Source organism: Anaeromyxobacter dehalogenans 2CP-1, from assembly GCF_000022145.1.
GTDB classification, from domain to species: Bacteria; Myxococcota; Myxococcia; order Myxococcales; family Anaeromyxobacteraceae; genus Anaeromyxobacter; species Anaeromyxobacter dehalogenans.
Genome location: NC_011891.1, coordinates 866,649 through 889,412, shown reverse-complemented (window position 1 = coordinate 889,412; position 22,764 = coordinate 866,649). Strand labels below are relative to the sequence as shown.

General features: G+C 72.6%; 16 protein-coding genes, 1 pseudogene and 2 CRISPR repeat arrays (1 of these 19 cut by a window edge). Of the genes and pseudogenes, 4 read left to right on the top strand and 13 right to left on the bottom strand.

The features are described 5' to 3' along the window. A CRISPR array of direct repeats spans nucleotides 1-667; the repeat unit is 29 nt; unit sequence GGGTCGATCCCCGCGCACGCGGGGAAGCC; it reaches 3,079 nt to the left of the window's first position. A gap of 77 nt (nucleotides 668-744) precedes the next feature. Together istA and A2CP1_RS03920 are read left to right on the top strand one after the other, a co-directional pair. Next, a pseudogene (istA, locus tag A2CP1_RS03925) lies at nucleotides 745-2,021 on the top strand (IS21 family transposase). After that, on the top strand, nucleotides 2,018-2,710 hold the full coding sequence (locus A2CP1_RS03920) for an ATP-binding protein (RefSeq protein ID WP_012632159.1): 693 nt from the start codon (nucleotides 2,018-2,020) through the stop codon (nucleotides 2,708-2,710). The pseudogene istA and the gene A2CP1_RS03920 overlap by 4 nt, the downstream one beginning before the upstream one ends. 98 nt (nucleotides 2,711-2,808) lie before the next feature. After that, a CRISPR array of direct repeats spans nucleotides 2,809-5,704; the repeat unit is 29 nt; unit sequence GGGTCGATCCCCGCGCACGCGGGGAAGCC. Nucleotides 5,705-5,768: 64 nt separating this feature from the next. On the opposite strand, the gene cas2e is transcribed toward A2CP1_RS03920, so the two are convergent. From cas2e to A2CP1_RS03865, 11 genes are all read right to left on the bottom strand, one after another. Beyond that, nucleotides 5,769-6,092 (bottom strand): type I-E CRISPR-associated endoribonuclease Cas2e, encoded by a 324-nt coding sequence (gene cas2e / locus A2CP1_RS03915; RefSeq protein WP_245529975.1) that lies wholly within the window; start codon nucleotides 6,090-6,092, stop codon nucleotides 5,769-5,771. Next, nucleotides 6,070-6,954, bottom strand: coding sequence for a type I-E CRISPR-associated endonuclease Cas1e (cas1e, locus tag A2CP1_RS03910; RefSeq protein WP_012632157.1), 885 nt, complete (start codon nucleotides 6,952-6,954; stop codon nucleotides 6,070-6,072). Before cas1e ends, cas2e begins: the two co-directional genes overlap by 23 nt. Before the next feature lie 4 nt (nucleotides 6,955-6,958). Beyond that, complete coding sequence (locus A2CP1_RS03905; protein ID WP_012632156.1) at nucleotides 6,959-7,690, bottom strand: type I-E CRISPR-associated protein Cas6/Cse3/CasE; 732 nt, start codon at nucleotides 7,688-7,690, stop codon at nucleotides 6,959-6,961. Continuing rightward, entirely contained in the window at nucleotides 7,680-8,420 is a 741-nt protein-coding gene (gene cas5e / locus A2CP1_RS03900) for a type I-E CRISPR-associated protein Cas5/CasD (protein ID WP_012632155.1), read from the bottom strand. Before cas5e ends, A2CP1_RS03905 begins: the two co-directional genes overlap by 11 nt. Next, nucleotides 8,417-9,658, bottom strand: a complete 1,242-nt coding sequence (gene cas7e, locus A2CP1_RS03895) for a type I-E CRISPR-associated protein Cas7/Cse4/CasC (RefSeq protein WP_012632154.1) — start codon at nucleotides 9,656-9,658, stop codon at nucleotides 8,417-8,419. The genes cas5e and cas7e overlap by 4 nt, the downstream gene beginning before the upstream one ends. Before the next feature lie 12 nt (nucleotides 9,659-9,670). Then, complete coding sequence (gene casB, locus A2CP1_RS03890) at nucleotides 9,671-10,207, bottom strand: type I-E CRISPR-associated protein Cse2/CasB (RefSeq protein ID WP_012632153.1); 537 nt, start codon at nucleotides 10,205-10,207, stop codon at nucleotides 9,671-9,673. Then, a complete protein-coding gene (casA, locus tag A2CP1_RS03885; protein WP_245529974.1) occupies nucleotides 10,197-11,825 on the bottom strand; it encodes a type I-E CRISPR-associated protein Cse1/CasA in 1,629 nt (542 codons plus the stop codon). Before casA ends, casB begins: the two co-directional genes overlap by 11 nt. Next, nucleotides 11,809-14,472: a CRISPR-associated helicase/endonuclease Cas3 gene (locus tag A2CP1_RS03880; RefSeq protein WP_012632151.1), complete on the bottom strand. Its 2,664-nt coding sequence runs from the start codon at nucleotides 14,470-14,472 to the stop codon at nucleotides 11,809-11,811. Before A2CP1_RS03880 ends, casA begins: the two co-directional genes overlap by 17 nt. A gap of 106 nt (nucleotides 14,473-14,578) precedes the next feature. Further along, on the bottom strand, nucleotides 14,579-14,992 hold the full coding sequence (locus tag A2CP1_RS03875) for an acyl-CoA thioesterase (protein ID WP_012632150.1): 414 nt from the start codon (nucleotides 14,990-14,992) through the stop codon (nucleotides 14,579-14,581). A 58-nt stretch (nucleotides 14,993-15,050) separates the two neighbouring features. After that, a complete protein-coding gene (locus A2CP1_RS03870) occupies nucleotides 15,051-15,299 on the bottom strand; it encodes an Lrp/AsnC ligand binding domain-containing protein (RefSeq protein WP_011419797.1) in 249 nt (82 codons plus the stop codon). An 81-nt stretch (nucleotides 15,300-15,380) separates the two neighbouring features. Then, nucleotides 15,381-16,310 carry a DNA-3-methyladenine glycosylase family protein gene (locus tag A2CP1_RS03865; protein ID WP_012632149.1) on the bottom strand — a complete coding sequence of 310 codons (930 nt, stop codon included), beginning with the start codon at nucleotides 16,308-16,310 and terminating at the stop codon, nucleotides 15,381-15,383. Nucleotides 16,311-16,468: 158 nt separating this feature from the next. Between A2CP1_RS03865 and A2CP1_RS03860 the strand changes: the two genes are divergently transcribed. After that, nucleotides 16,469-17,692, top strand: coding sequence for a BamA/TamA family outer membrane protein (locus A2CP1_RS03860; protein WP_012632148.1), 1,224 nt, complete (start codon nucleotides 16,469-16,471; stop codon nucleotides 17,690-17,692). 172 nt (nucleotides 17,693-17,864) lie between these two features. Here A2CP1_RS03860 and secA read toward each other — a convergent pair whose 3' ends face one another. After that, nucleotides 17,865-20,702 carry a preprotein translocase subunit SecA gene (gene secA / locus A2CP1_RS03855; RefSeq protein WP_174315300.1) on the bottom strand — a complete coding sequence of 946 codons (2,838 nt, stop codon included), beginning with the start codon at nucleotides 20,700-20,702 and terminating at the stop codon, nucleotides 17,865-17,867. A gap of 260 nt (nucleotides 20,703-20,962) precedes the next feature. Here secA and A2CP1_RS03850 point away from each other — a divergent pair, with 260 nt between their 5' ends. Continuing rightward, on the top strand, nucleotides 20,963-21,649 hold the full coding sequence (locus A2CP1_RS03850) for an NlpC/P60 family protein (RefSeq protein ID WP_012632146.1): 687 nt from the start codon (nucleotides 20,963-20,965) through the stop codon (nucleotides 21,647-21,649). Between the two features lie 94 nt (nucleotides 21,650-21,743). On the opposite strand, the gene A2CP1_RS03845 is transcribed toward A2CP1_RS03850, so the two are convergent. Beyond that, a complete protein-coding gene (locus A2CP1_RS03845) occupies nucleotides 21,744-22,661 on the bottom strand; it encodes a M23 family metallopeptidase (protein ID WP_012524836.1) in 918 nt (305 codons plus the stop codon). Nucleotides 22,662-22,764 lie beyond the last annotated feature (103 nt).

Below are 22,764 nucleotides of genomic sequence, written 5' to 3'. Positions count from 1 at the left end.
GTCGATGTCCACCGACTGCTGATGCCAAGGGTCGATCCCCGCGCACGCGGGGAAGCCCCCCAGATCGGCGACATGCCGAAGAGCCCGGGGGGTCGATCCCCGCGCACGCGGGGAAGCCTTCAGCGTGACCACGCCGTCGAGGTCGAGCGAGGGTCGATCCCCGCGCACGCGGGGAAGCCCCAGACGTTGCGATCGAGGTGGCCGCCCCGCAGGGTCGATCCCCGCGCACGCGGGGAAGCCCGGTAGATGCCGAGGATGCTGCCGGACTCGCGGGGTCGATCCCCGCGCACGCGGGGAAGCCAGGCGGCGAAGCGTGTGCTCGATCCGGAAGCGGGGTCGATCCCCGCGCACGCGGGGAAGCCTTCACGATCCGTCGCCATCTCTCTCTCCTTCCGGGTCGATCCCCGCGCACGCGGGGAAGCCACGTGCAGGGCGTTCTCGCGGCCCGGCACCCGCGGTCGATCCCCGCGCACGCGGGGAAGCCCTACGGATCACCGCCTGGAACTTCGGCGATCCGGGTCGATCCCCGCGCACGCGGGGAAGCCCTGTTCCGCGCCGCGACGCTCATCACCGGGAGGGGTCGATCCCCGCGCACGCGGGGAAGCCACGTTGGGGACGGACATCGACGGCCCGTACAAGGGTCGATCCCCGCGCACGCGGGGAAGCCTCGTGTAGAGCGACAGGATAACTGACCCCCTTGCGACACAACTTCTGACCCCCTCTGCCCTCAGCAAGGAGGCGGAGATGGGCAGCGAGATGGGATTCGTGGCACCCCCGACGACGGAGGTGCCGATGGTCGAGGCGGAGGCGGTCAGGCAGATGCGTGACCTCGCGGGTAAGGGCTGGGGCGCGAAGCGGATCGCGCGCGAACTCGGCGTGGCTCGCAACACGGTGCGTCGGTACCTGCGCGGCGCGGTGGCCGATCTCCAACGGCACCCTTCACAGCAGCGGCTCGCCGACGTCCGGCGAGCAGCAGCAGTCGCGCTATTTGAGGGCGAGGCCGAGGGCAACGCCGTGGTCGGCGCGCAGATGCTCGGTGAGCGCGGCGTTGAGGCGAGCGTGAGGACCGTGCAGCGTGCCGTGGCGGACCCCGGCGCGAGCAGCGCGCCGCCGACGGTGCGACGGTCCGGTTCGAGACCGCGCCGGGCCGGCAGATGCAGATCGACTTCGGCGAGCGCCAGGTCTGGATCGCCGACGAGCGCGTGACGGTGCACTTCCTGGCCGCGGTGTTGAGCTACTCGCGGCGGATCTTCGTGAAGGCGTTCCTGCACGAGCGTCAGGGCGAGTGGCTCGACGGGATCGCGTCGGCGTTCCGCCACTTCGGCGGCGTGCCGCTCGAGGTTCTCGGCGACAACACGCGCTGCCTCGTCGCCGGCCGCAACCGAGAGGCGCAGACCGTGATCTTCCACCCGGCGTATGTCGCGTTCTGCCGCGACTGGGATGTTCAGCCGCGCGCCTGCCAGCCATACCGCGCCAGAACCCAGGGTAAGACCGAGTCCGGCGTGAAGTACGTGAAGCGAAACGCGATCGCCGGTCGGCGGTTAAACTCGTTCGCGCACCTGCAGGACCACCTATCCGCGTGGCAGCTCCTCGTGGACGGCCGCGTGCACGGGACGACGCACGAGGCCCCTGCGAAACGCTTCGAGCGCGACGAGCGCGAGGCACTGAGGTCGCTGCCCGCGCGGCCGCTCCCGACGCACGGCCGTCGCCTGAAGCGGCGCGTCGCGAACGACTCGCTCATCGACATCGACACGGTCCGCTACAGCGTTCCGCACCGCCTCGTGCGCGACCGCGTCGAGGCGCTCGTCACCGCCGACGAGGTTCGCATCTTCCACGGCCGCGACGTCGTAGCGGTTCACGCGCGCTCGTTCGAGCCGCACGCGCGGGTGATCGACCCGGCCCACCTCGACGGCCTCTGGCGCCGGCCTGCGGCTGAGAACCTCGTTCCCATCGCGCAGCCGCTCGCCGCGCTCGGACGGACGCTCGACGACTACGCGGCCGTGATCGGCGGTGCCGCGTGAGCACCGAGATCACGCGGGCTCGCGTCCTCGAGAGCCTCGGCCGGCTCCGCCTCGGGCGCATCGGCGAGCAGCTCGACGCGTTGCTCTCGACCGCGGCACGGGGCGAGCCGACGTACCTCGACTTCCTCGACACGATCCTGCGCGAGGAGGTCGGGGCGAAGCAGCGGAAGCGCGTCGCGATGGGCATCCAGATCGCGCACTTCCCCGCGGTGAAGACCCTCGACGACTTCGACTTCAAGTTCCAGCCGAGCGTCGACCAGAAGCTCGTCCGCGAGCTCGCCGTCAGCCGGTACGTCGCGAACGCGGAGAACGTGCTCGTGTTCGGCCCGCCCGGCGTCGGCAAGACGCACCTCGCCATCGGGCTCGGGCGCGCCGCAGTCGAAGCCGGCTACACCGTGCTCTTCACGAGCGCGACGGCGTTGCTGGGCGCGCTCTCGAAGGCCGAGACCGAGGGCCAGCTCGCGGAGCGGCTCGCGTTCTACGCGAAGCCCAAGCTGCTCGTCGTGGACGAGCTGGGGTACCTGCCGTTCGAGAAGCGCAGTGCGCACCTGTTCTTCCAGCTCATCGCCGCCGCGATCCTCGACCGGCTCCTGCACCACAGCTTCACGCTGATGATCCAGGGCGAGAGCTACAGGCTGAAGCAGAAGCGCAAGGCGGGCCTGCTCGGCAGGGCCGAGAAGGCGAACTGAACCCCGAGGCGGAGGGGGTCAGAAGTTCTGTCGTTTGGGGGTCAATTCCTCCTGTCGTTTGACACCTCGCGGCCACGAAGATCGACGTGGAGGACCCGGGGTCGATCCCCGCGCACGCGGGGAAGCCGGTCACTGCGGACGTTCCTACGGCTGACGCGCGGGTCGATCCCCGCGCACGCGGGGAAGCCAGCGCCTGGCGGTCGGTGGGGATGAAGCGACGGGGTCGATCCCCGCGCACGCGGGGAAGCCCCGCAATCGGACATGGTTGGAACCTTTCCGGGGGGTCGATCCCCGCGCACGCGGGGAAGCCCCCGGCGCAGCGCCCGAAGCACGCCACGGATCGGGTCGATCCCCGCGCACGCGGGGAAGCCACCGTGCCACCCGGGCTGGTGGCCTGGTTCCCGGGTCGATCCCCGCGCACGCGGGGAAGCCGCGTTCAGCGTCCAGCCGGTGGCGGAGTCGAAGGGTCGATCCCCGCGCACGCGGGGAAGCCGTGTGGGGCATGCCGGGGTGCGGGAAGACGCCGGGTCGATCCCCGCGCACGCGGGGAAGCCCGCCCACGGTGATACTCGCGGCCGGGCTCACCGGGTCGATCCCCGCGCACGCGGGGAAGCCGCGGCGCTGGCCGGGCCGGACGTGTACGGGCCGGGTCGATCCCCGCGCACGCGGGGAAGCCGGTGCCACCGCGATGCGCCAGATCGTCTGGGAGGGTCGATCCCCGCGCACGCGGGGAAGCCGACCCCGTGCTTCTGCTCGGGACCCCAGTTCAGGGTCGATCCCCGCGCACGCGGGGAAGCCTTCCACGTCGAGCCGGCCGAGACGTTCCAGGCGGGTCGATCCCCGCGCACGCGGGGAAGCCGGCGGGCTGCGCAAGGTGCCGTGGCTCTGCCCGGGTCGATCCCCGCGCACGCGGGGAAGCCACGGCGATCCCGTACCTCCCGTTCCAGACGGCGGGTCGATCCCCGCGCACGCGGGGAAGCCGCAGGGGGTGGCCGCTTGAAAACCCCGGCGCTGGGTCGATCCCCGCGCACGCGGGGAAGCCCCGCTCAGGACGACCTTGCCGGTGGCGGACGGGGGTCGATCCCCGCGCACGCGGGGAAGCCAGCGCGAAGCAGGCCTCTGCGCTCTACCGAGCGGGTCGATCCCCGCGCACGCGGGGAAGCCGCTCTGTCGCCTTCCGCGCCGAGCGGCTCCTCGGGTCGATCCCCGCGCACGCGGGGAAGCCTACCAGCCGAGCGAGGCCCGGGTCGCGCTCCGGGGTCGATCCCCGCGCACGCGGGGAAGCCTGGACGAGTCGGTGCGCGCGCGGGCCGCCCAAGGGTCGATCCCCGCGCACGCGGGGAAGCCGCCCTGCAGGTCGTAGAGGGCGGCCTCTCCGCGGGTCGATCCCCGCGCACGCGGGGAAGCCGGAAGCACGAGGACTCCCGGAAGCTGATTCCGGGGTCGATCCCCGCGCACGCGGGGAAGCCGGCTCGACCTGCGGTTCCCGAACAAGGCGAGCGGGTCGATCCCCGCGCACGCGGGGAAGCCCCGCCCGCCCCATCAGTGATGATCCGTCCACCGGGTCGATCCCCGCGCACGCGGGGAAGCCGAGTAGAGCCGCCCGAGCACGCCCAGGTACGCGGGTCGATCCCCGCGCACGCGGGGAAGCCGCCGGCGCCGACCTCACCGAGCTGGCGAAGGAGGGTCGATCCCCGCGCACGCGGGGAAGCCCTCTCTCTGTTACGCGGTCGCCGCGATCTTCCGGGTCGATCCCCGCGCACGCGGGGAAGCCCAGTCGGCGGAGCGGGCGTTATCGATCTGCCAGGGTCGATCCCCGCGCACGCGGGGAAGCCGGGACCGACCTCGCGATCGTGGACGAGGCCGGGGGTCGATCCCCGCGCACGCGGGGAAGCCGTCGGGCGCTTCTTCCCGACCGGCGCGATCACGGGTCGATCCCCGCGCACGCGGGGAAGCCTGACCGCCGCGCCCTGTCAGTTTTGCGGCCGCAGGTCGATCCCCGCGCACGCGGGGAAGCCATGACAACGGACTTGGCGCGCGACTCGGTCCCGGGTCGATCCCCGCGCACGCGGGGAAGCCCAGGGCCGGCTCGGCCGCCTCCGCGCGCTCCGCGGTCGATCCCCGCGCACGCGGGGAAGCCGGAGCGTTCACCGGCGGCGGCGGCTCGCCGACGGGTCGATCCCCGCGCACGCGGGGAAGCCATGTCCCCGGTCACGTCGATCCCGCCCGTGAAGGGTCGATCCCCGCGCACGCGGGGAAGCCAGCCCCGGCGGCAGCGGGCTGGACGTTGCAGAGGGTCGATCCCCGCGCACGCGGGGAAGCCCGACATGGAGAGCGGCGTGCGAACCGACGACCGGGTCGATCCCCGCGCACGCGGGGAAGCCTCCTCATCCGCGTCTACCACGGCGACCGGGCGGGGTCGATCCCCGCGCACGCGGGGAAGCCGGAATGTTCGGCATCCCCGGCACGTCGGCTGGGGGTCGATCCCCGCGCACGCGGGGAAGCCCGTCGTGCCGGGCGCCACCCCGTGATTCGCTCGGGTCGATCCCCGCGCACGCGGGGAAGCCCTTAGTCCGGCACGCTTCCTGGCAATCCTGAGGGGTCGATCCCCGCGCACGCGGGGAAGCCCCGCACCAGCAGCGATCCGCGTGGGGCCGAGGGGGTCGATCCCCGCGCACGCGGGGAAGCCGCCTCGTCATCCTTTGTCGGCCCGGCCCGCCCGGGTCGATCCCCGCGCACGCGGGGAAGCCACGTCGAGCGGCTCCACCAGGGCCTGGTACGGGGGTCGATCCCCGCGCACGCGGGGAAGCCAAGGCCCGGCCTCACTTAGCCCCCAAACCCGGAGGTCGATCCCCGCGCACGCGGGGAAGCCGACCGGCGCTCCGGCGAGCGGCACTCGGCATGGGGTCGATCCCCGCGCACGCGGGGAAGCCCGCTCGAGCCCCTCGCGCATGTCGCGGTCCAGGGGTCGATCCCCGCGCACGCGGGGAAGCCTCTTACACAGTTGGGTATAGCAGCCAGGCCCGCTCCCTGCGAGCCTGGGTCGCCTATTCAGTTGTCACGGAGCGATCGACGGCGCACCGGAGTCGGTCGGAACGTCGCGGCGCGCCAGAACCAGGCCGTCTGCAACCCACAACTCCCTCGGCGCGTCCCCTAGAACGAGCACGCGCTGCCCGCCTGGCGCCGCGCCGTCGGGCCAAGTCATCACGACGGCGCCCTGGCGCGCATGCTGGTGCCAGTCCTCAAGAACGGTCCACGCGCGCTCTCGCACCGATGCAGTCATGTCCGGCGCCGTATAGACGCCGGGCGCGATCTCCAGCGCGACCGACGCGAGGAAGCCTCGAAAACGATCCGGAACGTCACGGGTCACGATGACCGTCATCGGCATCGAACATCTCCTTGATGCGGTCGATCATCTCGGGGATGACGTCCTTCTGCTGCAGGAGACGACCCGCGGCGCGCCTTGCCGTGCGCTCGAGTGGCTTGCGGGGATCCTTGGCACACTCCCGCACGGCCGAGAAGGCGGCCGGGAGGGCTATCGCCGAGCGAAACAGGTCGGCGACGTCGAGGGCGAACGCGTTCCCCGAGTCCTCGTGGATGAAGCCGAGTTGGGGGATCGTCCCCGTCACGGCGACGGCCACGAGCGCCGCGGCCTCGACCGCGCTCGCGGCGTGGTTGATCGCCTGGTTCACGGGATCGTTCTGGTCCGGGCGCTGCCGGTCGTAGCGCCGACCGGACCATGGAACGCCGTACTGCTCTGCGAGGCGCCGGTAGATCTCGCGCATCCGGGCACCCTCGATACCGCGTAGGACGGTGATGTCCTCGTCGGGCAGAACCTCGCCGAAGCGCCAGGCGTACATGCGACGCGCGACGCGCAACCGACCGTCCGCGGCGCTCGCCCACGCCATCACCTGCCGGCGGGCGAGCGCCGAGGCGTCCGGGCCGAACGGCATGCTCGCGTAGAAGCGCGTGCCCTCCTCGCCGATGGCGACGAGGCCCGTCCCGTGGCGCGCGAGCAGCCTGAGCGCGTCGTGGCTGACGGTGGTCCCCGGCTCGAGGAGCACGGCGGTGACCATCTGAAACGGTATGGCATAGTCGCCGGCTGGGAGCTCGGCCCAGCCGGCGGTGCGGAAGCGGAGCGTCCCATCCTCGACGTACAGGCTGCCGCGCGACAGCCAGAGCAGGCCGTGGCGGTCGCCTTGCGGGATCCGCGCCGTCTCGAGGCCGAGCCTGCCCTTCAGCACCCGGTCACCCCGGCGGCCGAAGCAGCAGCATCCCGAAGCCGAACCCCCGATGCCGGCCCACCCCCCGCGCGAGCAGCGCGCCGAACGCCGCCGGGTCCGCCACCTCGAGCTCGCCCGAGAACACCGCCTCCGGCCGCTCGCCGCCGACGGCCTTGCGCTCCGGCCGGTGATCCCGCCGGACGACGTGCCCGCGCTGGTGACCCATCACGCGCGCGGAGATGAGCCGCGCGCCGCCGCGGCGCCGGAGCTCCTCCAGCAGCCACTCGCGGTACACGGCCTCGCGGTCGACCGGCCCCTCCGCTCGCCAGCAGCGGGCGAGGTATGCATCGACCTCCGCGCCCGCGCGCCAGCGCGGCCCGTCGCTCGACATCCGCACCACCGGACACGCGCGCACCTCGAACCCGAGCCGCTCGCCCGCCGCCCACCGCTGCGGCAACGGTTTCTCGTCGAGCGAGGTCCAGTCGCAGACGGCGTACACGTCGGGGTCCGCGTACTGCTGGGCGTGGCGCTGGAGCGCCGCGGCCGGGCGGCTCGAGTAGCCGAGCACCGTCACCCCACGGCCGGCGGCGTCGCGAACCGCGAACGGTGCCGGCGAATCGGCCCCGAACAGCTCGCGCAGCTCGCAGTGGAGCAGGTAGCCGAGGTCGGTTCGAGGCGGCAGCCGCCTGCGACGGCCGAGCTCGTACAGACGACCGGCGTCGAAGCGCATGCGCAGCATGCGAAGGTCAGCGGACATTGGATGCCTCCGGGGGCATGATCGACGTCTGCCGGACGATGCGACGCCCCACCACGAGCTGGTTGGCCCAGTCTCGCTCGTCGGTGACGGGGAACTCCCGCACCAGCGGCTCGGCGGCCTCGCTCCCCGGCATCCAGGCCGCGAGCGGCGCCGGCTCGCCGCCCTCCCATCGCTCCCGCGGGATCCGCTCGAAGCCTGCGAGCGCGGCAAGGAGCGCCGGACACCGACGGCGCCCTGCGAGGATGGGCACGGACGGCAGGCACGCCTTGCGCCCCAGGAACAGCGGCCGCTCCGGCTCGCGCAGCGCGCGCTCTACTGCGTCGAGATCGGGCGTTTCGGCGGCGGGTTCGAGCGTCATGGCGAGCGTGTACACGGCATCCGCCCAGTACGCGCGGTAGCGGATGTGCGTCGCATCGGAGAAGGCGCCATCGCGCCCCTCGATCACGCCACGGGTGGTCCAGCCCTGCTCCAGGAACGCCTGGCCGAGCGCGACCGTCTGGAAGTCCACCAGCCGCTGGCCCTTCCGGTCGCGCCGCGCGGCCACGCGCAGCCTGCGCTGCAGCGCTTCGAGCCGATCGAACTCGCGGTGGTCGAAGCCCAGCGCGTTCCCCAACAGGCCTGCGACCATGGAGAGGCCGGGGAAGTCCTGGACCACGCCCTGGTTGTCCACCGCGACGCCGCCGAAGGCGAGCAGGGGCGCGTCGAAGCGGAGGATGAGCGTTTCGATCATCGCCCGCCTCGCACCTGGTCGGCGGCCCACCCCGCCACCTCGGCGAGGCTCGCGCTCGCCGTGGCACGCAGCGCGTCAGCCAGGCCATCCGCCGGTCCGATCGCCGCGAGCCGGCGCTGGAACGCCGGGCCGTACATGCGATCGAGGTCCGCGGCGTGCTGCGCGAGAGCGCGGTACGCTGCCGCGACCGGGTCCGGCTGACGCGGACTGGTCGTGATCGGGTTCAGGAACGCGTTCGCGAGCGTCCTGGGCTGGGCGTTGCCGGCCTCGGCGAGCACCAGGTGCGCATACGCGTGTGGCGCGGTGGAGCCGAGCTTCGCCCCCGGCGAGACCGTCGCGATCAGCCTGACCATGCGTTCGACGACCTGCCCCGCGAGCCCGCGGTCCGCCTTCTCCCACGCCTTGCGGTCCACGCCTTCGAGGTTCGAGACGAGCAGCGGCACGTCGATGACGACGTAGCCGTAGAATAGGCCCGAGGTGAGCTCGGCGTTGCCGATGTGGCCGCTGCCCTGACCGTTCTCGGCCCGCGCCATCGGCAGGTCATCGACGGCGGAGAAGTAGTCGGTCTCGGTCGCCTCCGCGTGGACGGTGAACGCGTGGGCGACGTGCAAGGCGGCGTCCCCCCGCGCGAGGATGTCGCTCGTCACCATCCGTCCGAACATGGCCGCATCGAGGCCGGCGCCGAGGCGCAGCTCTCGGAGGTTGCCGCGCCCCGACGCCCCGAGGTGGTCCGCGACTGCCTTTGCGATCTTGGCGGCGTCGGGCTTCTTGCTGCAAATCGCGCGAGCGACGTCGAGCATGTAGGCCACCTCCGGCCGACCGAGCACGGTGATCTGCCCGGTCTGCAGCGACGGGTCGGGCTCGGCGTCCTTCTGCGCCTCCTTCTCCTCACCGTTCTTGGCGTCCTCCTTCGCCGCCTTGGCGCTCTTCCCGAGCACCTCGTTCATGAGCGCCCGGGTGACCTCGCGCGCGAGCGCTGCGGGGACACCCTCGTCCACCAGCGGCTGCACCACGAACTCCTCGAACGTGTAGCGCGAGCGGACCGACATCGGCTGCCCCAGGCCGGACAGCGCCTCCTCCCCCTCGAACGTGCGCCAGTGGCGCTTCAGGCACTGGGACGAGATCCGGGTCCGCGTGACGCCACCGAACGGGATGCGCTTCGCGAACCCCGCATCGTCGCGGTTCAGGAGCGAGGCAGGGTACGAGGTCAGCGTGTGAATCTGAACGAATCGGCTCATGAGTGTCCTCGGTCAGTCCTGCGTGGGGAGCTGCTGATAGAAGCTGCGCGCGAGCGCGCGGCGGGTTCGCTCTGCGGAAGGGCCACCGTCGCCGAGCACGAGCGCGGCGAGATCGGTCCAGTCGAACTCCACCGCCTTGGAGGCGAGGAACGCCGCGGCGGCCCTGACCTCGCGGAAGAGCTGCGGCCCCGATGCGCGCAGCAGCCGTTCGAAGCGGAGCTCGGAGTACCCAGCCTGCGCCAGCGCGGCCCCGGCCCGGCGACGTGGCACGTGCAGGCCCGCCGTCAGCGCCATGCCGCTCATGACCGCGGCCCAGCTCCGCTCGGCCTCTTCTCGCGCTTCGCCGCCTCCCGCGGGGAGCGCGCCGTCGAGGTGCGCCGCCGCCAGGCGCCAGAAAGCCGGCGAGGCCGGATCGTCCGGGGTGAGGCGCCGCAGCGCCGCCACGTCTCCGGGCGAGCCGGACGCGATCGCCCGGGCCAACGCGTTCACGCGGCTCGAGAGCGACCGCTCGTCGGAGCGCTGAAGGGTCGAGTGCTCCTCAGGCTTCATGTCGTTGCTCCTTCTCCGGGTCGAATGCGAGCTTCACGTGCTTCCGCGCCGCGCCCTCGAAGACCCGCTCGGCGGCCGCGATGGCGCGGTAGCGACGCGCGATGGGAACGGGCGCGTCCTCGAAAGCGGACTGGAGCTGGGCGCGGGCCAGGTCCAGCACCGTCCTCGCCCACTCCGCGAGGGCGCGCTCCGCGTCGCGCGAGAGGTCCGCCCAGAGGCGCTCGAAGAAGATCCGATCGACCTCGGCGTCGTGAGCCTCGAGCCACGCGCCGGCGCGGCGATCCTTGAAGTTGAGCTCGTCGGGCGCGCCCTGCAGGTACGCCAGCACGGCAGGCTTCAGCACGTGCCGCTGCACGTCAGCCGCGAGCTGGACGCGCTGGCCGGCAAAGGCGCCGAGGAGCGCGCGCCGTCCAGCGTCCGCGAGCCAGGGCAAGAGGTCACCGGGAACCGGAACCCGCCGCTCGTGGAAGCCCGCCGTCTTGCCCATGCCTCGCGCCAGCACGGTCGCGACAATCTCGACCTCGCTGTCGCCCCGGCGGGGGACCTGCGCAACTCCCGGCTGGTAGTCGTCGCCTAGGAGCCGGTGCAGCACGCGGTACGAGAACCCGGCCTCCGTTGCCGTGTAGGGCTTGCTCTCCGCCTTCTGGACCGGCGTCCACGGATCGCCCGTGTTGCCCCTGAGATCGCCAGCGTCGATCCGCGCATTTGCGCTCCCGACGGTGTGTGCGCCGATCATCCCGTCGACGAGGTCGAGCCGGACGCGGCGGCAGATCTCGATGAACAGTGGATCCAGGTCGCCGGGCGTGAGCGCCGACTTCCCGTCCCAGGGCTCGAGCCACAGGAGCGCGATGCCGCCGCGCGCCTTGTATCCACGGGGCCCACGGATCGCATCGCGGGCTTCGAGCGCAGCCGCGGTGTCGCGACGGAACCGCGCGCCGAGCGCGTGGCCCGGCGCCAGGCCCAGTCCCGGCCTGCTGCCGGCCCCGCCGTTCATCCGCGCGATTCCGTAGTTCGACCTACCGGAGAACCCCTGCATCGTCTGGAGCGACACGAGCGCATACACCCAGTGCTCCGGACGAGCATTCGCAGCCCTCGCCGCCTTCACATCATGGTTCTTCGAGGTGACGAGCAGGTCGAGCTCGTCGGAACGAGCGAGCCGCGCCTTGAAGCCATCGAGCGTCCCATCGAGCACCGGCGGCTGCAGGAAGGCGGGACGGGGCAGATCTGGCACGACCAGCGTCCACGGCTCGTGGCGCCCCTTGGTGAGCGCCGCGAGCAGCTCTCGCCACCGGGCGGCCTTGAGCCTGGGCGAACGCTCTTCTGCGCGATGGAGCGCGATCGCTGCGAGCTGGACCAGGAACGCGTGCCAGGCGTGCTGCTGATGCGCCTGGAGCGCCGAGAAGCCCTCGATCTCATCCTTCCCGAGCGCCTCCAGCACACCGGGAAGGTCGAGCCACTCTCGCGCGCCTCCCTGCAGCGCAACGCCGAGCAAAGGATCGGCGAGCAGGTCGTGCGCAGGCGTCGCCGGCGGCTTCCGCTCGACCGGCGCCTTCTTCAGCGAAGCTCGCTTCCCCGCTTTGACGGTCCCCGCGCTCTTCCGACTAGGCATCTGCAGCATCCTCCTCGTGCGGTGGTCCGCTGGCGTCCTCAGGACGAAGGCCGAGCCGGTCGTAGACGAAGCGTCGTGCTCCGAACTGGAACCGTACGAAGCGGCCAGACACGTTCACGCTTCGCGGCACCTCTTCCGATCCCGCACCCTGCGCAAACCATGCGGGGATGCTCAAGAATTCGACGCTCCCGGCGAAGGGCGACGGGACCGCCGGCTCGAACCTGGCGATCCGATCGCCAGCGCCGAGCCGGGTCTTCACCACCGCGTCGAAGCCGGTGGGGAACCCGGCGTCGCCGAACGGTCGGTCCCAGTCGAAGGCGTTTGTCGCCGCAAGCACCTGCTCTCCGAGGAGCGCGCCGGTGACCGCGCGAGCGTGCAGGCCCCACCGGCCCGCCCCGCGGGCGACCACTCCTGCGAGCGCCTCGGGGTGGGTGGCCGCCTCGACGAAGGCCCTGTTCATCGCTGGGATGTCGATCTCCGGGCGGTGGCGGATGAACGCCCAAGTCGCTTCGAGGATCCGGAGATCGCGGTAGACGGTGCCGATGCCGTGGGGTCCGCGGGCCGCGCCGCGGCCGTCGATGTACCTGCCGAGGTCCGGCGTGCTGGGCACCAGCAGCATGACGCGCGCGCGCTCGAACCCGGCCGGACGAACGCGATCCGCGTGCCGATGCAGGCGCCCGGCGCGCTGCAGCAGCACGTCGGCCGGGCAGAGATCCGTAAGGAGAAAGTCCGCGTCGAGGTCCAAGCTCTGCTGGACGGTCTGCGTCGCGACGACCACGTGGCCGCCCGGGTCCGTTCCCTTCCCAAGCGCGGACTCGATGGCCCGATCCAGCCGCTCGCGATCCGGGCCTGCGTACCTCGAGTGGTGCGGTGCGGCCTGCCCTTCGCACGTGAAGAGGCGTGCGCCGTCTGCCGGCGCCGCGAGCACCTCGAGCGCTCGCTGCACGGCGAGCGCGCCGTTCACCGTGTTGCGGATCACCAGCACCCGGGCGCCCGCGCGTGCAGCGTCGAGCGCCCGCCGCGCCACGGCGGACGGATCCTCGAGGATCGCCACCGACTCGACGGTGATCGGCTTCGGGTTGCCTGCTGCGCCCGCGGGCCGAGGCCTGGAATCCGCAACCCGCGACCCGGCGCTCCGACAGGTGATGCCGGGGTAGCGCATCTCCGCGCACGTAGAGAGCGGCGGTGGGGTCGCGTCGTCGCGCGCCCGGGTGAACCGCTCGCGCGCGGCGGCGCCCAGCGTCGCCGACATGAGGAGCGCGTGCCCGCCGGCGGCGAGGTGGCGATCCAGCACCGTCGCGAGCAAGCGGTTCATGTACGCGTCCGAGGCGTGCACCTCGTCCACCACGAGGAGGTGGCGCAGGAGCGACGCGGCGCGCAGGTGCGCGTGCTTCAGCGGGAGCGCGGAGAGGAGGACCTGGTCGATGGTGCCGACGACCACGGTGCCCGCTAGGTATCGCTTGCCGTGCTCGACCGCCCATCCGCGCCAGCGCATGCGCTCCTGCTCGTCGTCGGGCCACGAGACCGAGAACGGTGGCAGTCGCGGGTCGCGCTTGCCTTCTGCGTCGTCGACTCGCAGATAGCCGGGCACGGCCAGCACCACCGGCGGGCGCGAGTTCTCGTCGGGGAAGCAGCGCCGCATCGCGTCCACCAGGCGCCGGTGGATCTGCGTGGCAGAGGTGCGGGTCGGGAGCGCGAAGTACATTCCGTTCACCAGCCCGTCGGCGAAGAGACGGGCGAAGCGCGCCACGGCTGCTTCCGTCTTTCCGGACCCTGTCTCGGCCTCCAGCACGGTGAGCCCGCCCTCCGGGGCCACCGGCAGGTCGAGAACGGCCTGCTGCGCTGGACGGGGGCTCGGCACATCGAAGAGGCGGGTGAAGGCCGGCGCACGCCCTCCCAGCGCCGTCCTGGCCGCGCTCGGGTCGATCCACAGGCGCCGGAGCCCCTCGGGCGCGCGCTCCCGCGCGAAGGACATGCGGCCGTCCTTCGTCGAGGCGTACGGGAAGGACGCTTCGTCCGAGCCGACCCAGTCGGCGAGAGTGACGAGCCCGCTGAATGCGTGCTGGAACGCCGGTCGGTCGAGAAACGGGTCGGCCGGCTCGCGCCACGCCGGGAACCACGATCGTGCGGCGTCCGCCAGGCAGGCGATGCCACCGATCGGGTCCCGACCGTCGGCCGGACGCCACAGGGCAGCACGGGGCGGCCGGCTCGGGCTGCGCACGTTCTCCGGGGCGCCGTGGTGCGCGAGGGCGGCCACGAGCAGCCGGGAGGCACCCCAGCCGTCGATCTCGCGAAGCGAGAGCGCCTCGGCGAGCGCGGAGCGCTCCGGACCGGGCGCTGCGAGCAGCGCGAACAGCTCGCCCACGTGCCCCGCCACGTCGGACGGAGCCGGATCTCCCTTCCGCTGGAAGCCGTGGTTGAACTTGCCGGCGTCGTGGAGCGCACCGAGGACGCAGAGCCGCGCCCGCTGGGGCGGCGTGAGGTCGCCAAGGCCGGCGAGGCGCGCCAGCCTCGAGCGAATGACGTCATCGGCGAGAAGCGCCTCGAGGCAAGCCGCGACATCGGCGCAGTGCGCGACGAGCGGATGCCAGCGCTCCACCGGTCCGCCCGGCGGACGTCGCAGCTTTCCCCAGAAACCGGACGGCGCTCCGTCCACGCCTCACCTCCCGGTGAGCGTGGAACGTGCGGTTTCCCCGATGTGACGGGAAGTGAGAACCGCGCCCGGGTCAGCTCCGCCCCGCGACAACTGGCGCCGCGCGCCCCTACACCCGATGCTTCTCGAACGCCGCCCGGATCTCCGGCGGGATGGGCGCCTTCTTCCAGGCGGGCACCTCGATGCAGCAGAGCACGATCGTCGAGCTCGCGGCGGTCTCGGCCTCGTTCGGCCGGAAGACGTCGTAGCGGATCGAGATCGAGTGCGCGCCGATGTGCAGCGTGGTGAGCTGGATCGTCACCGCGTCGCCGTGCTGCAGCGGCTTCTCGAAGTCGGTCTCGATGCGCACCACCGGCAGCGCGACCTTGAGCTGGTCGCCGAGATCCCAGAACGGGATCCCGACCTCGGCGGTGAAGAAGTCCTCCAGCGCGCGGTGGAAGAAGTCGTAGAAGCGCGGGAAGTACACGATCCCGGCGCGATCGACGTCGGGGTGGCGGACCGGCTGGCGGATGCGGAAGGCCATGGCTCCTCGTCTCCTCGTGTCGGCGATGCGGGCGATCTGGACGCTGCGGGTGGCGGGGTCAGGCGAGCGGCTTGAACGCGCGGAAGGCGAGCAGCGTCTCCGTGTCGCGGACGCCGGCCACCTTCTGGACCTGGTCAGGGATGAGATCTCCGAAGGCGTCGTACTCGGGGGCGTAGAGCTTCACGAGCAGGTCCCAGGTGCCGGTGACGGAGTGGACCTCGGACACGCCCTCGATCTCCATGAGCGCGTTCGCCACCTCCTCGATGCGGCCCAGCTCGCACTTCACCAGCACGAACGCTGCCTTCATGTCGCCTCCGGTCGAGACCGATCTTCTACCATTTCCCCGGCCGGGCGGCGCCGCGCCGGCGGCATCCCGCGCGGGCGCGGGTCAGGGCCAGCTCGGCGCGTCCCCGTGCCAGTCGGCGGTCACCTCCAGCCACATGGCCAGCCCGGCCCACCGCCCGTAGGGCGCGAACCAGCGCCGCAGCGTGCGATCCGCCGGGGGCCGGCGTTTCCCCCGGAGGCGTGCGAGCTTGGGGCGCGTCCACGAGTCCAGCGCCAGGTGATCGTGGCGGCCGAGCAGGCGGAGCAGGTGCTCGGTCGCGTAGGGGCCGAAGCCCTTCAGCCCCGAGATCCGGCGGCCGAGCGCGTCGGTGTCGAGCGGGGAGCGGCGCAGCGCCTCGAGGTCGAGCGTCCCGTCCGCGGCGCCGCGCGCGAGCGCGAGCAGGAACGGCGCCCGGTACCCGGCGCGGATCTCGTCGCGGTAGAAGCGCTCGGTCCGCGCGGCCATGGCCTCGGCGGTGGGGAAGGCGCGGGTGGCGAGCGGCCCGGGCTCGCCGAGCGTCTCGCACAGGCGCGTCACCATGGAGCGGGTGAGCGCCCAGGAGCAGTTGGTGGTGCAGAGCGTCTTCACCGCGTCCTCGTACACGGTGGGTGACCGGAGCAGCCGGCCCGCGCCGCGCGCCAGCGCCCAGCGCAGGTCGGGCAGGTCGCGCCCCTTCCCCGCGGCGCGCCGGCGCTCGAGCTCCGCCGCGAGCGCCTGGAACGGCGCGAGGTCCTCGTCGAGCGCGAGGCAGGCGCCGAGCAGCGCGCGCGCCTCCCGCGCCTCGGCGGCGCCGAGCCGCCCCTGCGCGAACGCGCGGAACGCGAGCCGGCCGGGCTCGCCCTCGGCCACCTCCGCGTACGCGACGCGTGCGCCGGAGAGCCGCAGGGGGCGCCCGAGCACGCGGCGGGCCTCGTCCCAGCGCCACGGCGGCAGGTCGTACCAGCCGTGGCTCCGGACGGTGAGGACGAGGTCGAACGGCTCGGGCACTTGCATCGCTCACCCTGCGGGGGCCCATCCGGGCCCGCATCGTGGAACCGACCAGCGGTGCAGCTTCTACCATCGGAGGGACCGCCGAGGCGCCACGTCGAACGCGGCGTCCGCGGCGGAGATCGCGGCGCCGGGCCGGCGCCGGTGGTAGCCTCTCGCGGCCGATGCGCCTCGCCGCCCGCTCCTCGCTCGCCCTGCTGCTGCTCGCCGCCGCCCGCGCCGCCGCGGCCCCGTCCCCCGCCCCTGCCCCCGGGCCCTCCCCCGGGACCGCGGCGTCCGCCGAGGCCGCCGGCGCGAGCGCGTCCGACAACCCGCCGCCCGCCGCCGAGCCGGGGGAGCGCACCGCCGAGACCGCCGCGCACCCGGAGGGCCACGTGGCGGCCGCCGAGGCCCAGCGCCACGGCAACCGCTGGTTCGCGCTGCCGGTGCTGTTCTGGCTCCCCGAGACGCGGCTCGGCTTCGGCGCCACCGGCGGCCTGCACCTCGACCTGCGCGGCGCGCCCCGCCCCTCGAGCGTGTTCGTGGGCGCGGTCTACACGCTGGAGCGGCAGGGCTCGGTGGACGTCGCCGGCGAGATCTACCTGCCGAACGGCACGTTGCTGAGCGGCCGCACGCGCGTGGTCCACTTCCCGGACGTCTTCTACGGGATCGGCCCACACACCACGAGCGACGACCGCGAGAAGTTCACCCGCCGCGGCGCGGAGGCGGTGGTCACCGCCGAGCTGCCGGTGGTCCCGAACCTCCGCGTCGGGCCGCGGGTGGACCTGCGCGCCGAGGAGGTCCAGGAGCGCGAGCCGGGCGGACTGCTGGCGCGCGGCACGGTCGCGGGCTGGGACGGCTACACCGCGGCCGCCGCGGGCGCGAGCGCCACCTACGACACGCGCGACAGCACGTTCTGGCCGATGCGCGGGACGGTGCTGCAGGCCTGGTACGTGTACGCGCCGGCGGCGCTGGGGCGGCGGCACGCCACCTTCGGCCGCGGCGTGGCGGAGGCGCGCCACTTCGTGCCGCTCGGCCACCGGCGCGTGCTGGGCCTGCACGCCTACGCCGAGGGGGCGCACGGCGAGCCGCCGTTCACGCTGCTGCCGAAGCTGGGCAGCACGCGGTTCCTGCGCGGGATCCGCGAGGGGCGCTACCGCGACCGCGTGGACTGGGTCACGCAGGCGGAGCTCCGCACGCCGGTGGTGGGCCGCCTGGGCGCGGCGGCGTTCGCCGCCGTCGGCGACGTGGCGCCGTCGCTGCGGGCGCTCACGCTGCAGTCGGTGAAGGCGTCCGGGGGGCTCGGCCTGCGCTGGAAGCTCACCGACGACGGCGCGAACATCCGCGTCGATCTCGCGGCGAGCCGGTTCGGCGTGGAGCTGTACGTGCTCGTGCTGGAGGCGTTCTAGCCCCGCTCTCATCCGCTGGTGCTGCGACGGAGCTCACCGCGAGCGGCGCGCTTCCCGCGAGCGGCGCCTCCACGGCACACGCAGGGAAGCCGCCGGCCCCCGAGGGCGTCGCGGACGATCCGCTCACGCCGAGCGGAGGCCGGGCCGCGGCCCCGGCCGGAGTCGAAGGCCGCTAGACCGCGGCCTCGGTCGCGCCGTGGCACTTCTTGTACTTCTTGCCCGAGCCGCACGGGCAGGGGTCGTTGCGGCCGACCTTGGGGTGCTGGCGCACCACCGTCTCCTGCTTGGGCGCGGGCTTCGCGTCGCCGTCGCCGGCGGACTCGGCGTGGCTGGCGGTGATCCGCTGGAGCGCCTTGCGCTGCATGGCCAGGCGCTTCGCCTCGAGCTCCTCGGCGGTCTCCTGGCGGACGAGCTGCAGGCGGAGGAGGTTGCCGATGACCGCGCTCTTCACGCGCCAGGTCATCTGCACGAACATCTCGTAGCCCTCCTTCTTGTACTCCTGCTTCGGGTCCTTCTGGCCGTAGCCGCGCAGGCCGATGCCCTGGCGCAGGTGGTCCATCGAGAGCAGGTGGTCCTTCCACTGCTGGTCGATGGCCTGGAGGTACAGGTACTGCTCCCAGCGCCGCAGCACCGGGGTGCCCTCGGGGTCCTTCCCGAGCTCCTCCTCCTTGGCCCGGTACAGCTTCTCCACCACGTTGAAGACCTGCTCCTCGAGCGCGCGGCGCGCCTCCTGGGCGCGGCCGACCGGCGGCGTGAACTTCATCTCCACGCCGAACTGCTCGCGGATGTTCGCCGACAGGCCGTCGAGATCCCAGTCGGCGACGCGGCTCGGGCAGCTCGCGCCGACCATCTCGACCACCAGGTCCTCCACGAGGTCGAGCATGTGCTCGCCCGCGTCGGCCCAGGTGAACACCTGCTCGTGCCGGGTCTTCTTCTTGGTCTTGGGATCCTCCTCGTACTCGACCACCGGCACGCCCGCGCCGAAGCCCAGCACCATGCGCCGCAGCCGGTAGATCGACCGGCGCTGCTGGTTCATGACGTCGTCGTACTCGAGCAGGTTCTTGCGGATGTCGAAGTTGTGCGCCTCGACCTTCTTCTGCGCGCCCTCGATGGCCTTGGTGAGCCAGGGGTGCTCGATCTGCTCGCCGTCCTTCATGCCCATGCGGCCCATGAGCCCCTGGATCCGGTCGGACCCGAAGATGCGCATGAGCTCGTCCTCGAGGGACAGGTAGAAGATCGACGAGCCGGGGTCGCCCTGGCGGCCGGCGCGGCCGCGGAGCTGGTTGTCGATGCGCCGCGACTCGTGGCGCTCGGTGCCGACGATGTGCAGGCCGCCCAGCTTCACGACCTCCTCGTGCTCCGCGGTGGTCTGCGCCTTCAGCTTCTCCAGCGCGGCCTCGAGGCGCCGCCCCCAGTCGGCCTTGCGGTCGAGGAACGCCTGCTCCTCCTCGCCCTCCATGGGCGCGTCCGGCTCCGGGCCCACCTCGTGCTTCGCCATCATCTCGGCGTTGCCGCCCAGGATGATGTCGGTGCCGCGGCCGGCCATGTTGGTGGAGATGGTCACCGCGCCCTTGCGACCGGCCTGCGCGACGATCTCCGCCTCGCGCTGGTGGTGCTTGGCGTTCAGGACGGCGTGGGGGACGCCGCGCCGCTTCAGCAGGGTCGAGACCACCTCGCTCTTCGCCACCGAGACGGTGCCGACCAGCACCGGCTGCCCGGTGCCGTGGCGCTGCTCGATCTCGGTGCAGAGCGCGTCGAACTTCTCGCCCTCGGTCTTGTAGACGACGTCCTCGGAGTCCTTGCGGACGTTCTTCTTGTTCGTCGGGATGACGACGACGTCGATGTTGTAGGTCTTGGCGAACTCCTCCGCCTCGGTGTCCGCGGTGCCGGTCATGCCCGCGAGCTTCGAGTACATGCGGAAGTAGTTCTGGAAGGAGATGGTGGCGAGCGTCTGGTTCTCCGCCTCGATCTTCACGCCCTCCTTCGCCTCGACGGCCTGGTGCAGGCCGTCCGACCAGCGCCGGCCGGGCATGAGGCGGCCGGTGAACTCGTCGACGATGAGGACCTCGCCGTCCTTCACCACGTAGTCCACCTCGTTCCGGTAGATGTGGTGGGCGCGGAGCGCCTGCTCGACGTGGTGGAGGGTCTCGATCTCCTCGGGCGCGTAGAGGTTCTGGACGGAGAGCTTCTTCTCCATCTTCTCCACGCCCGCGTCGGTCATCACGATGGTGCGGCTCTTCTCGTCCACCGTGAAGTCCTGGTCGCGGATCATCGACGGGATGACCCCGTTCACCCGCGCGTAGAGCTCGGACGACTCGTCCGACGGGCCCGAGATGATGAGCGGGGTGCGCGCCTCGTCGATGAGGATCGAGTCCACCTCGTCCACGATGGCGAAGTTCAGCTCGCCCTGGACGTAGTCCTGGAGCCTGAACTTCATGTTGTCGCGCAGGTAGTCGAAGCCGAACTCGTTGTTCTGGCCGTAGGTGATGTCCGAGCCGTAGGCCTCCTGGCGCTCGCGGTCGGTGAGGCCGTGGACGATGACGCCGGTGCGGAGCCCGCAGAAGCGATACAGGCGGCCCATCCACTCGGCGTCGCGCCGGGCCAGGTAGTCGTTCACGGTGACGACGTGCACGCCGCGGCCGGAGAGCGCGTTCAGCACGCACGGCAGCGTCGCGACCAGCGTCTTGCCCTCGCCGGTCTTCATCTCGGCGATCTTCCCGGAGTGGAGCACCGCGCCGCCGATGAGCTGCACGTCGAAGTGGCGCATGCCCAGCGCGCGGACCCCCGCCTCGCGCACCAGCGCGAACGCCTCCGGCATGAGGTCGTCGAGCGTGCGCCCCTTCTCGCGGACCTGCTGCTTCCACTCGGCGATCAGCCGGGGGAAGTCCTCGTCCCGGAGCGCCTTCATGCGCGGCTCCAGCTCGGCGACCCGCGCCACGAGCGGCCGGAGGCGCTTCAGCTCGCGCTCGTTCTTGGTGCCGAGGACCTTCTTCAGGACGTAGTTGAACATGATCTGCTCGAATCTCCGGTTGGCCCGGTCCCCGCGTGCGGGGGCGCGCACCTGTCCCCCTGACGAAACAGGCGCCCGCTCCGACGCGTTCCGTCGAGCGGGCGCCTCTTCCCTGGCGCGAGGTCACGCCGGACCCGGGCTCCAGGGGCCGCCGAGGCTACCTGCTTAGGTAACGCCGCGCCAGACGAAATCAAATGGGAGGCCCCACGCATGGTTGGCCGTCGTTTTGACAGCCGGAGGGGGCCCTCTACAGTGGCAGCGTGTCCCGCCTCGCCCCGCTCGCGCTCGCGGCGCTCGCGCTCGCCGCCTGCGCCGGACCGGCCCGGGTCGGCCGGCCCGATCCGGCCCGCGGCGGTGACGGCGACCTCGGCGAGCGCCTGGCCGAGCGGGCCGCAGCGCTCGTGGGCGAGCGCGGCGCGTTCCGGGCCGGCGGCGAGCGCTTCAACCCCGACTGCTCCGGCTTCGTCCAGGCCGTCTACCAGGCCGAGGGGATCCCGCTGCGCCGGCTCATGGCGCTCGCCTCGCCGCGCGAGACGTCCGGGGCCGCGGCCGCATACCAGGCGGTGCGCGCGTACGGCGTCGCCTTCGGTGGCGGCGGCCAGTGGCCCGCGCCCGGCGACCTGGTCTTCTTCCACGACACGTACGACCGCGATCGCGACGGGCGCGCCGACGACCCGTTCACGCACGTGGGCGTGGTGGAGCGCGTGCGCGGCGGGACGGTGGTGTTCCTGCACCGCGGCGGGCGCGCGGTGGTGCGGGCCGCGCTCACCCCGGGCCGGCCGGACGCGACGCTCGCGCCCGACGGCACCCGCCTCAACAGCCCGATCCGCGATCGGCGCCCGCCCCTGCGCGACGGCGCGACGCTCACCGGCCAGCTGTTCGCGGGCTACGGACGCATCGACCCCGCGCGCGTGCCGCGGGACCTCGCGCGCGCCGCCGGGCGCTGAGACACGGGCGGCGGCCCGCTCGCGGCTCGACGCGCTCGCCATCGGCGCCATCCCGGGGCTCACCACGGCGGCGCGCGAGCGCCGGCCGCCGGGATCACTCCAGGATGAACTTCCTCGGGTTCTCCGGGATGCCGTTCACGCGCACCTCGTAGTGCAGGTGCGGGCCGGTGGAGCGGCCGGTGTTGCCGACGGCGGCCACCTTGTCGCCGCGCTTCACGCGGTCGCCCAGGCGGACGAAGACCTCGGAGAGGTGGGCGTAGCGGGTCTTCACGCCGTAGCCGTGGTCGAGGACCAGCACCTTGCCGTACGCGCCCTCGGTGCCGGCGAACACCACCGTGCCGTCCGACGGCGTGTAGATGGGCTGGCCGTGCGGGGTGGCGATGTCGAGGCCCTGGTGCATCTTCCGCTCGGCCGTGTACGGGTCGATGCGGGTACCGAAGTCGGAGGTCACCCAGCCGCGCGCCGGCCAGATCGACGGCGTGGAGGCGAGCAGCGAGCGCTGGTCGTCGAAGTACTCCTGCAGCTCGCGCAGGCTCTGCTCCTGGCGCGAGGCCTCGGTCTCGAGCGAGCCCAGCTTCCCGGGCAGCGCGGCGATGCTCGCCTCGGCGGCGGGGGCGGGCCCGGGGATCGACGGCTCGCCGTCGGCGTTGCCGACCGGCCCGATGGCGAGGTTCCGCTCCGGATCCTGGAGCTGCGTCACCGCGGTGCGGAGCTTCGCGTCGAAGCGCTCGACGCGGTCGAGGGTCGCCGAGATGTGGGCGACCTTCTCCTGGACCAGCAGGATCTGCGATCGGAGCTGGGCGTTCTCCTCCTTGAGGACGCCGTTCTCCGAGGACGACCCGAGCAGGGAGAGGTAGTGACCGAGGGCGAGCAGCCCGACCAGCACGACGGCACCGCCGCCGTAAGCCGCCTTCTTCAGCCACTTCTGGGGGACGCGGAACTTGCGGATCGCCTGCGAGTGGTCGGAGACCACGATGACCGTGAACACCTGGGTCTTGGGCGGTACCGCCATCCGATCCACGCTCCGTTGGTCCCCAGGCATGCGCCCGAGAAGCTAGCGACGCGACGCCGCAGGATGAACGCCAGTCCCGGAGGTACGGGACCCCGAGGCAGAC

Excerpts from the sequence above, each read along its gene's own strand:
- cas7e (WP_012632154.1), bottom strand. The coding sequence starts at position 9,658 with ATGAGCCGATTCGTTCAGATTCACACGCTGACCTCGTACCCTGCCTCG.
- cas5e (WP_012632155.1), bottom strand. The coding sequence starts at position 8,420 with ATGATCGAAACGCTCATCCTCCGCTTCGACGCGCCCCTGCTCGCCTTC.
- secA (WP_174315300.1), bottom strand. The coding sequence starts at position 20,702 with ATGTTCAACTACGTCCTGAAGAAGGTCCTCGGCACCAAGAACGAGCGC.
- A2CP1_RS03865 (WP_012632149.1), bottom strand. The coding sequence starts at position 16,310 with ATGCAAGTGCCCGAGCCGTTCGACCTCGTCCTCACCGTCCGGAGCCAC.
- A2CP1_RS03905 (WP_012632156.1), bottom strand. The coding sequence starts at position 7,690 with ATGTCCGCTGACCTTCGCATGCTGCGCATGCGCTTCGACGCCGGTCGT.
- A2CP1_RS03870 (WP_011419797.1), bottom strand. The coding sequence starts at position 15,299 with ATGAAGGCAGCGTTCGTGCTGGTGAAGTGCGAGCTGGGCCGCATCGAG.
- A2CP1_RS03875 (WP_012632150.1), bottom strand. The coding sequence starts at position 14,992 with ATGGCCTTCCGCATCCGCCAGCCGGTCCGCCACCCCGACGTCGATCGC.
- casA (WP_245529974.1), bottom strand. The coding sequence starts at position 11,825 with ATGCTGCAGATGCCTAGTCGGAAGAGCGCGGGGACCGTCAAAGCGGGG.
- A2CP1_RS03845 (WP_012524836.1), bottom strand. The coding sequence starts at position 22,661 with ATGGCGGTACCGCCCAAGACCCAGGTGTTCACGGTCATCGTGGTCTCC.
- casB (WP_012632153.1), bottom strand. The coding sequence starts at position 10,207 with ATGAAGCCTGAGGAGCACTCGACCCTTCAGCGCTCCGACGAGCGGTCG.
- A2CP1_RS03860 (WP_012632148.1), top strand. The coding sequence starts at position 16,469 with ATGCGCCTCGCCGCCCGCTCCTCGCTCGCCCTGCTGCTGCTCGCCGCC.
- cas2e (WP_245529975.1), bottom strand. The coding sequence starts at position 6,092 with ATGACGGTCATCGTGACCCGTGACGTTCCGGATCGTTTTCGAGGCTTC.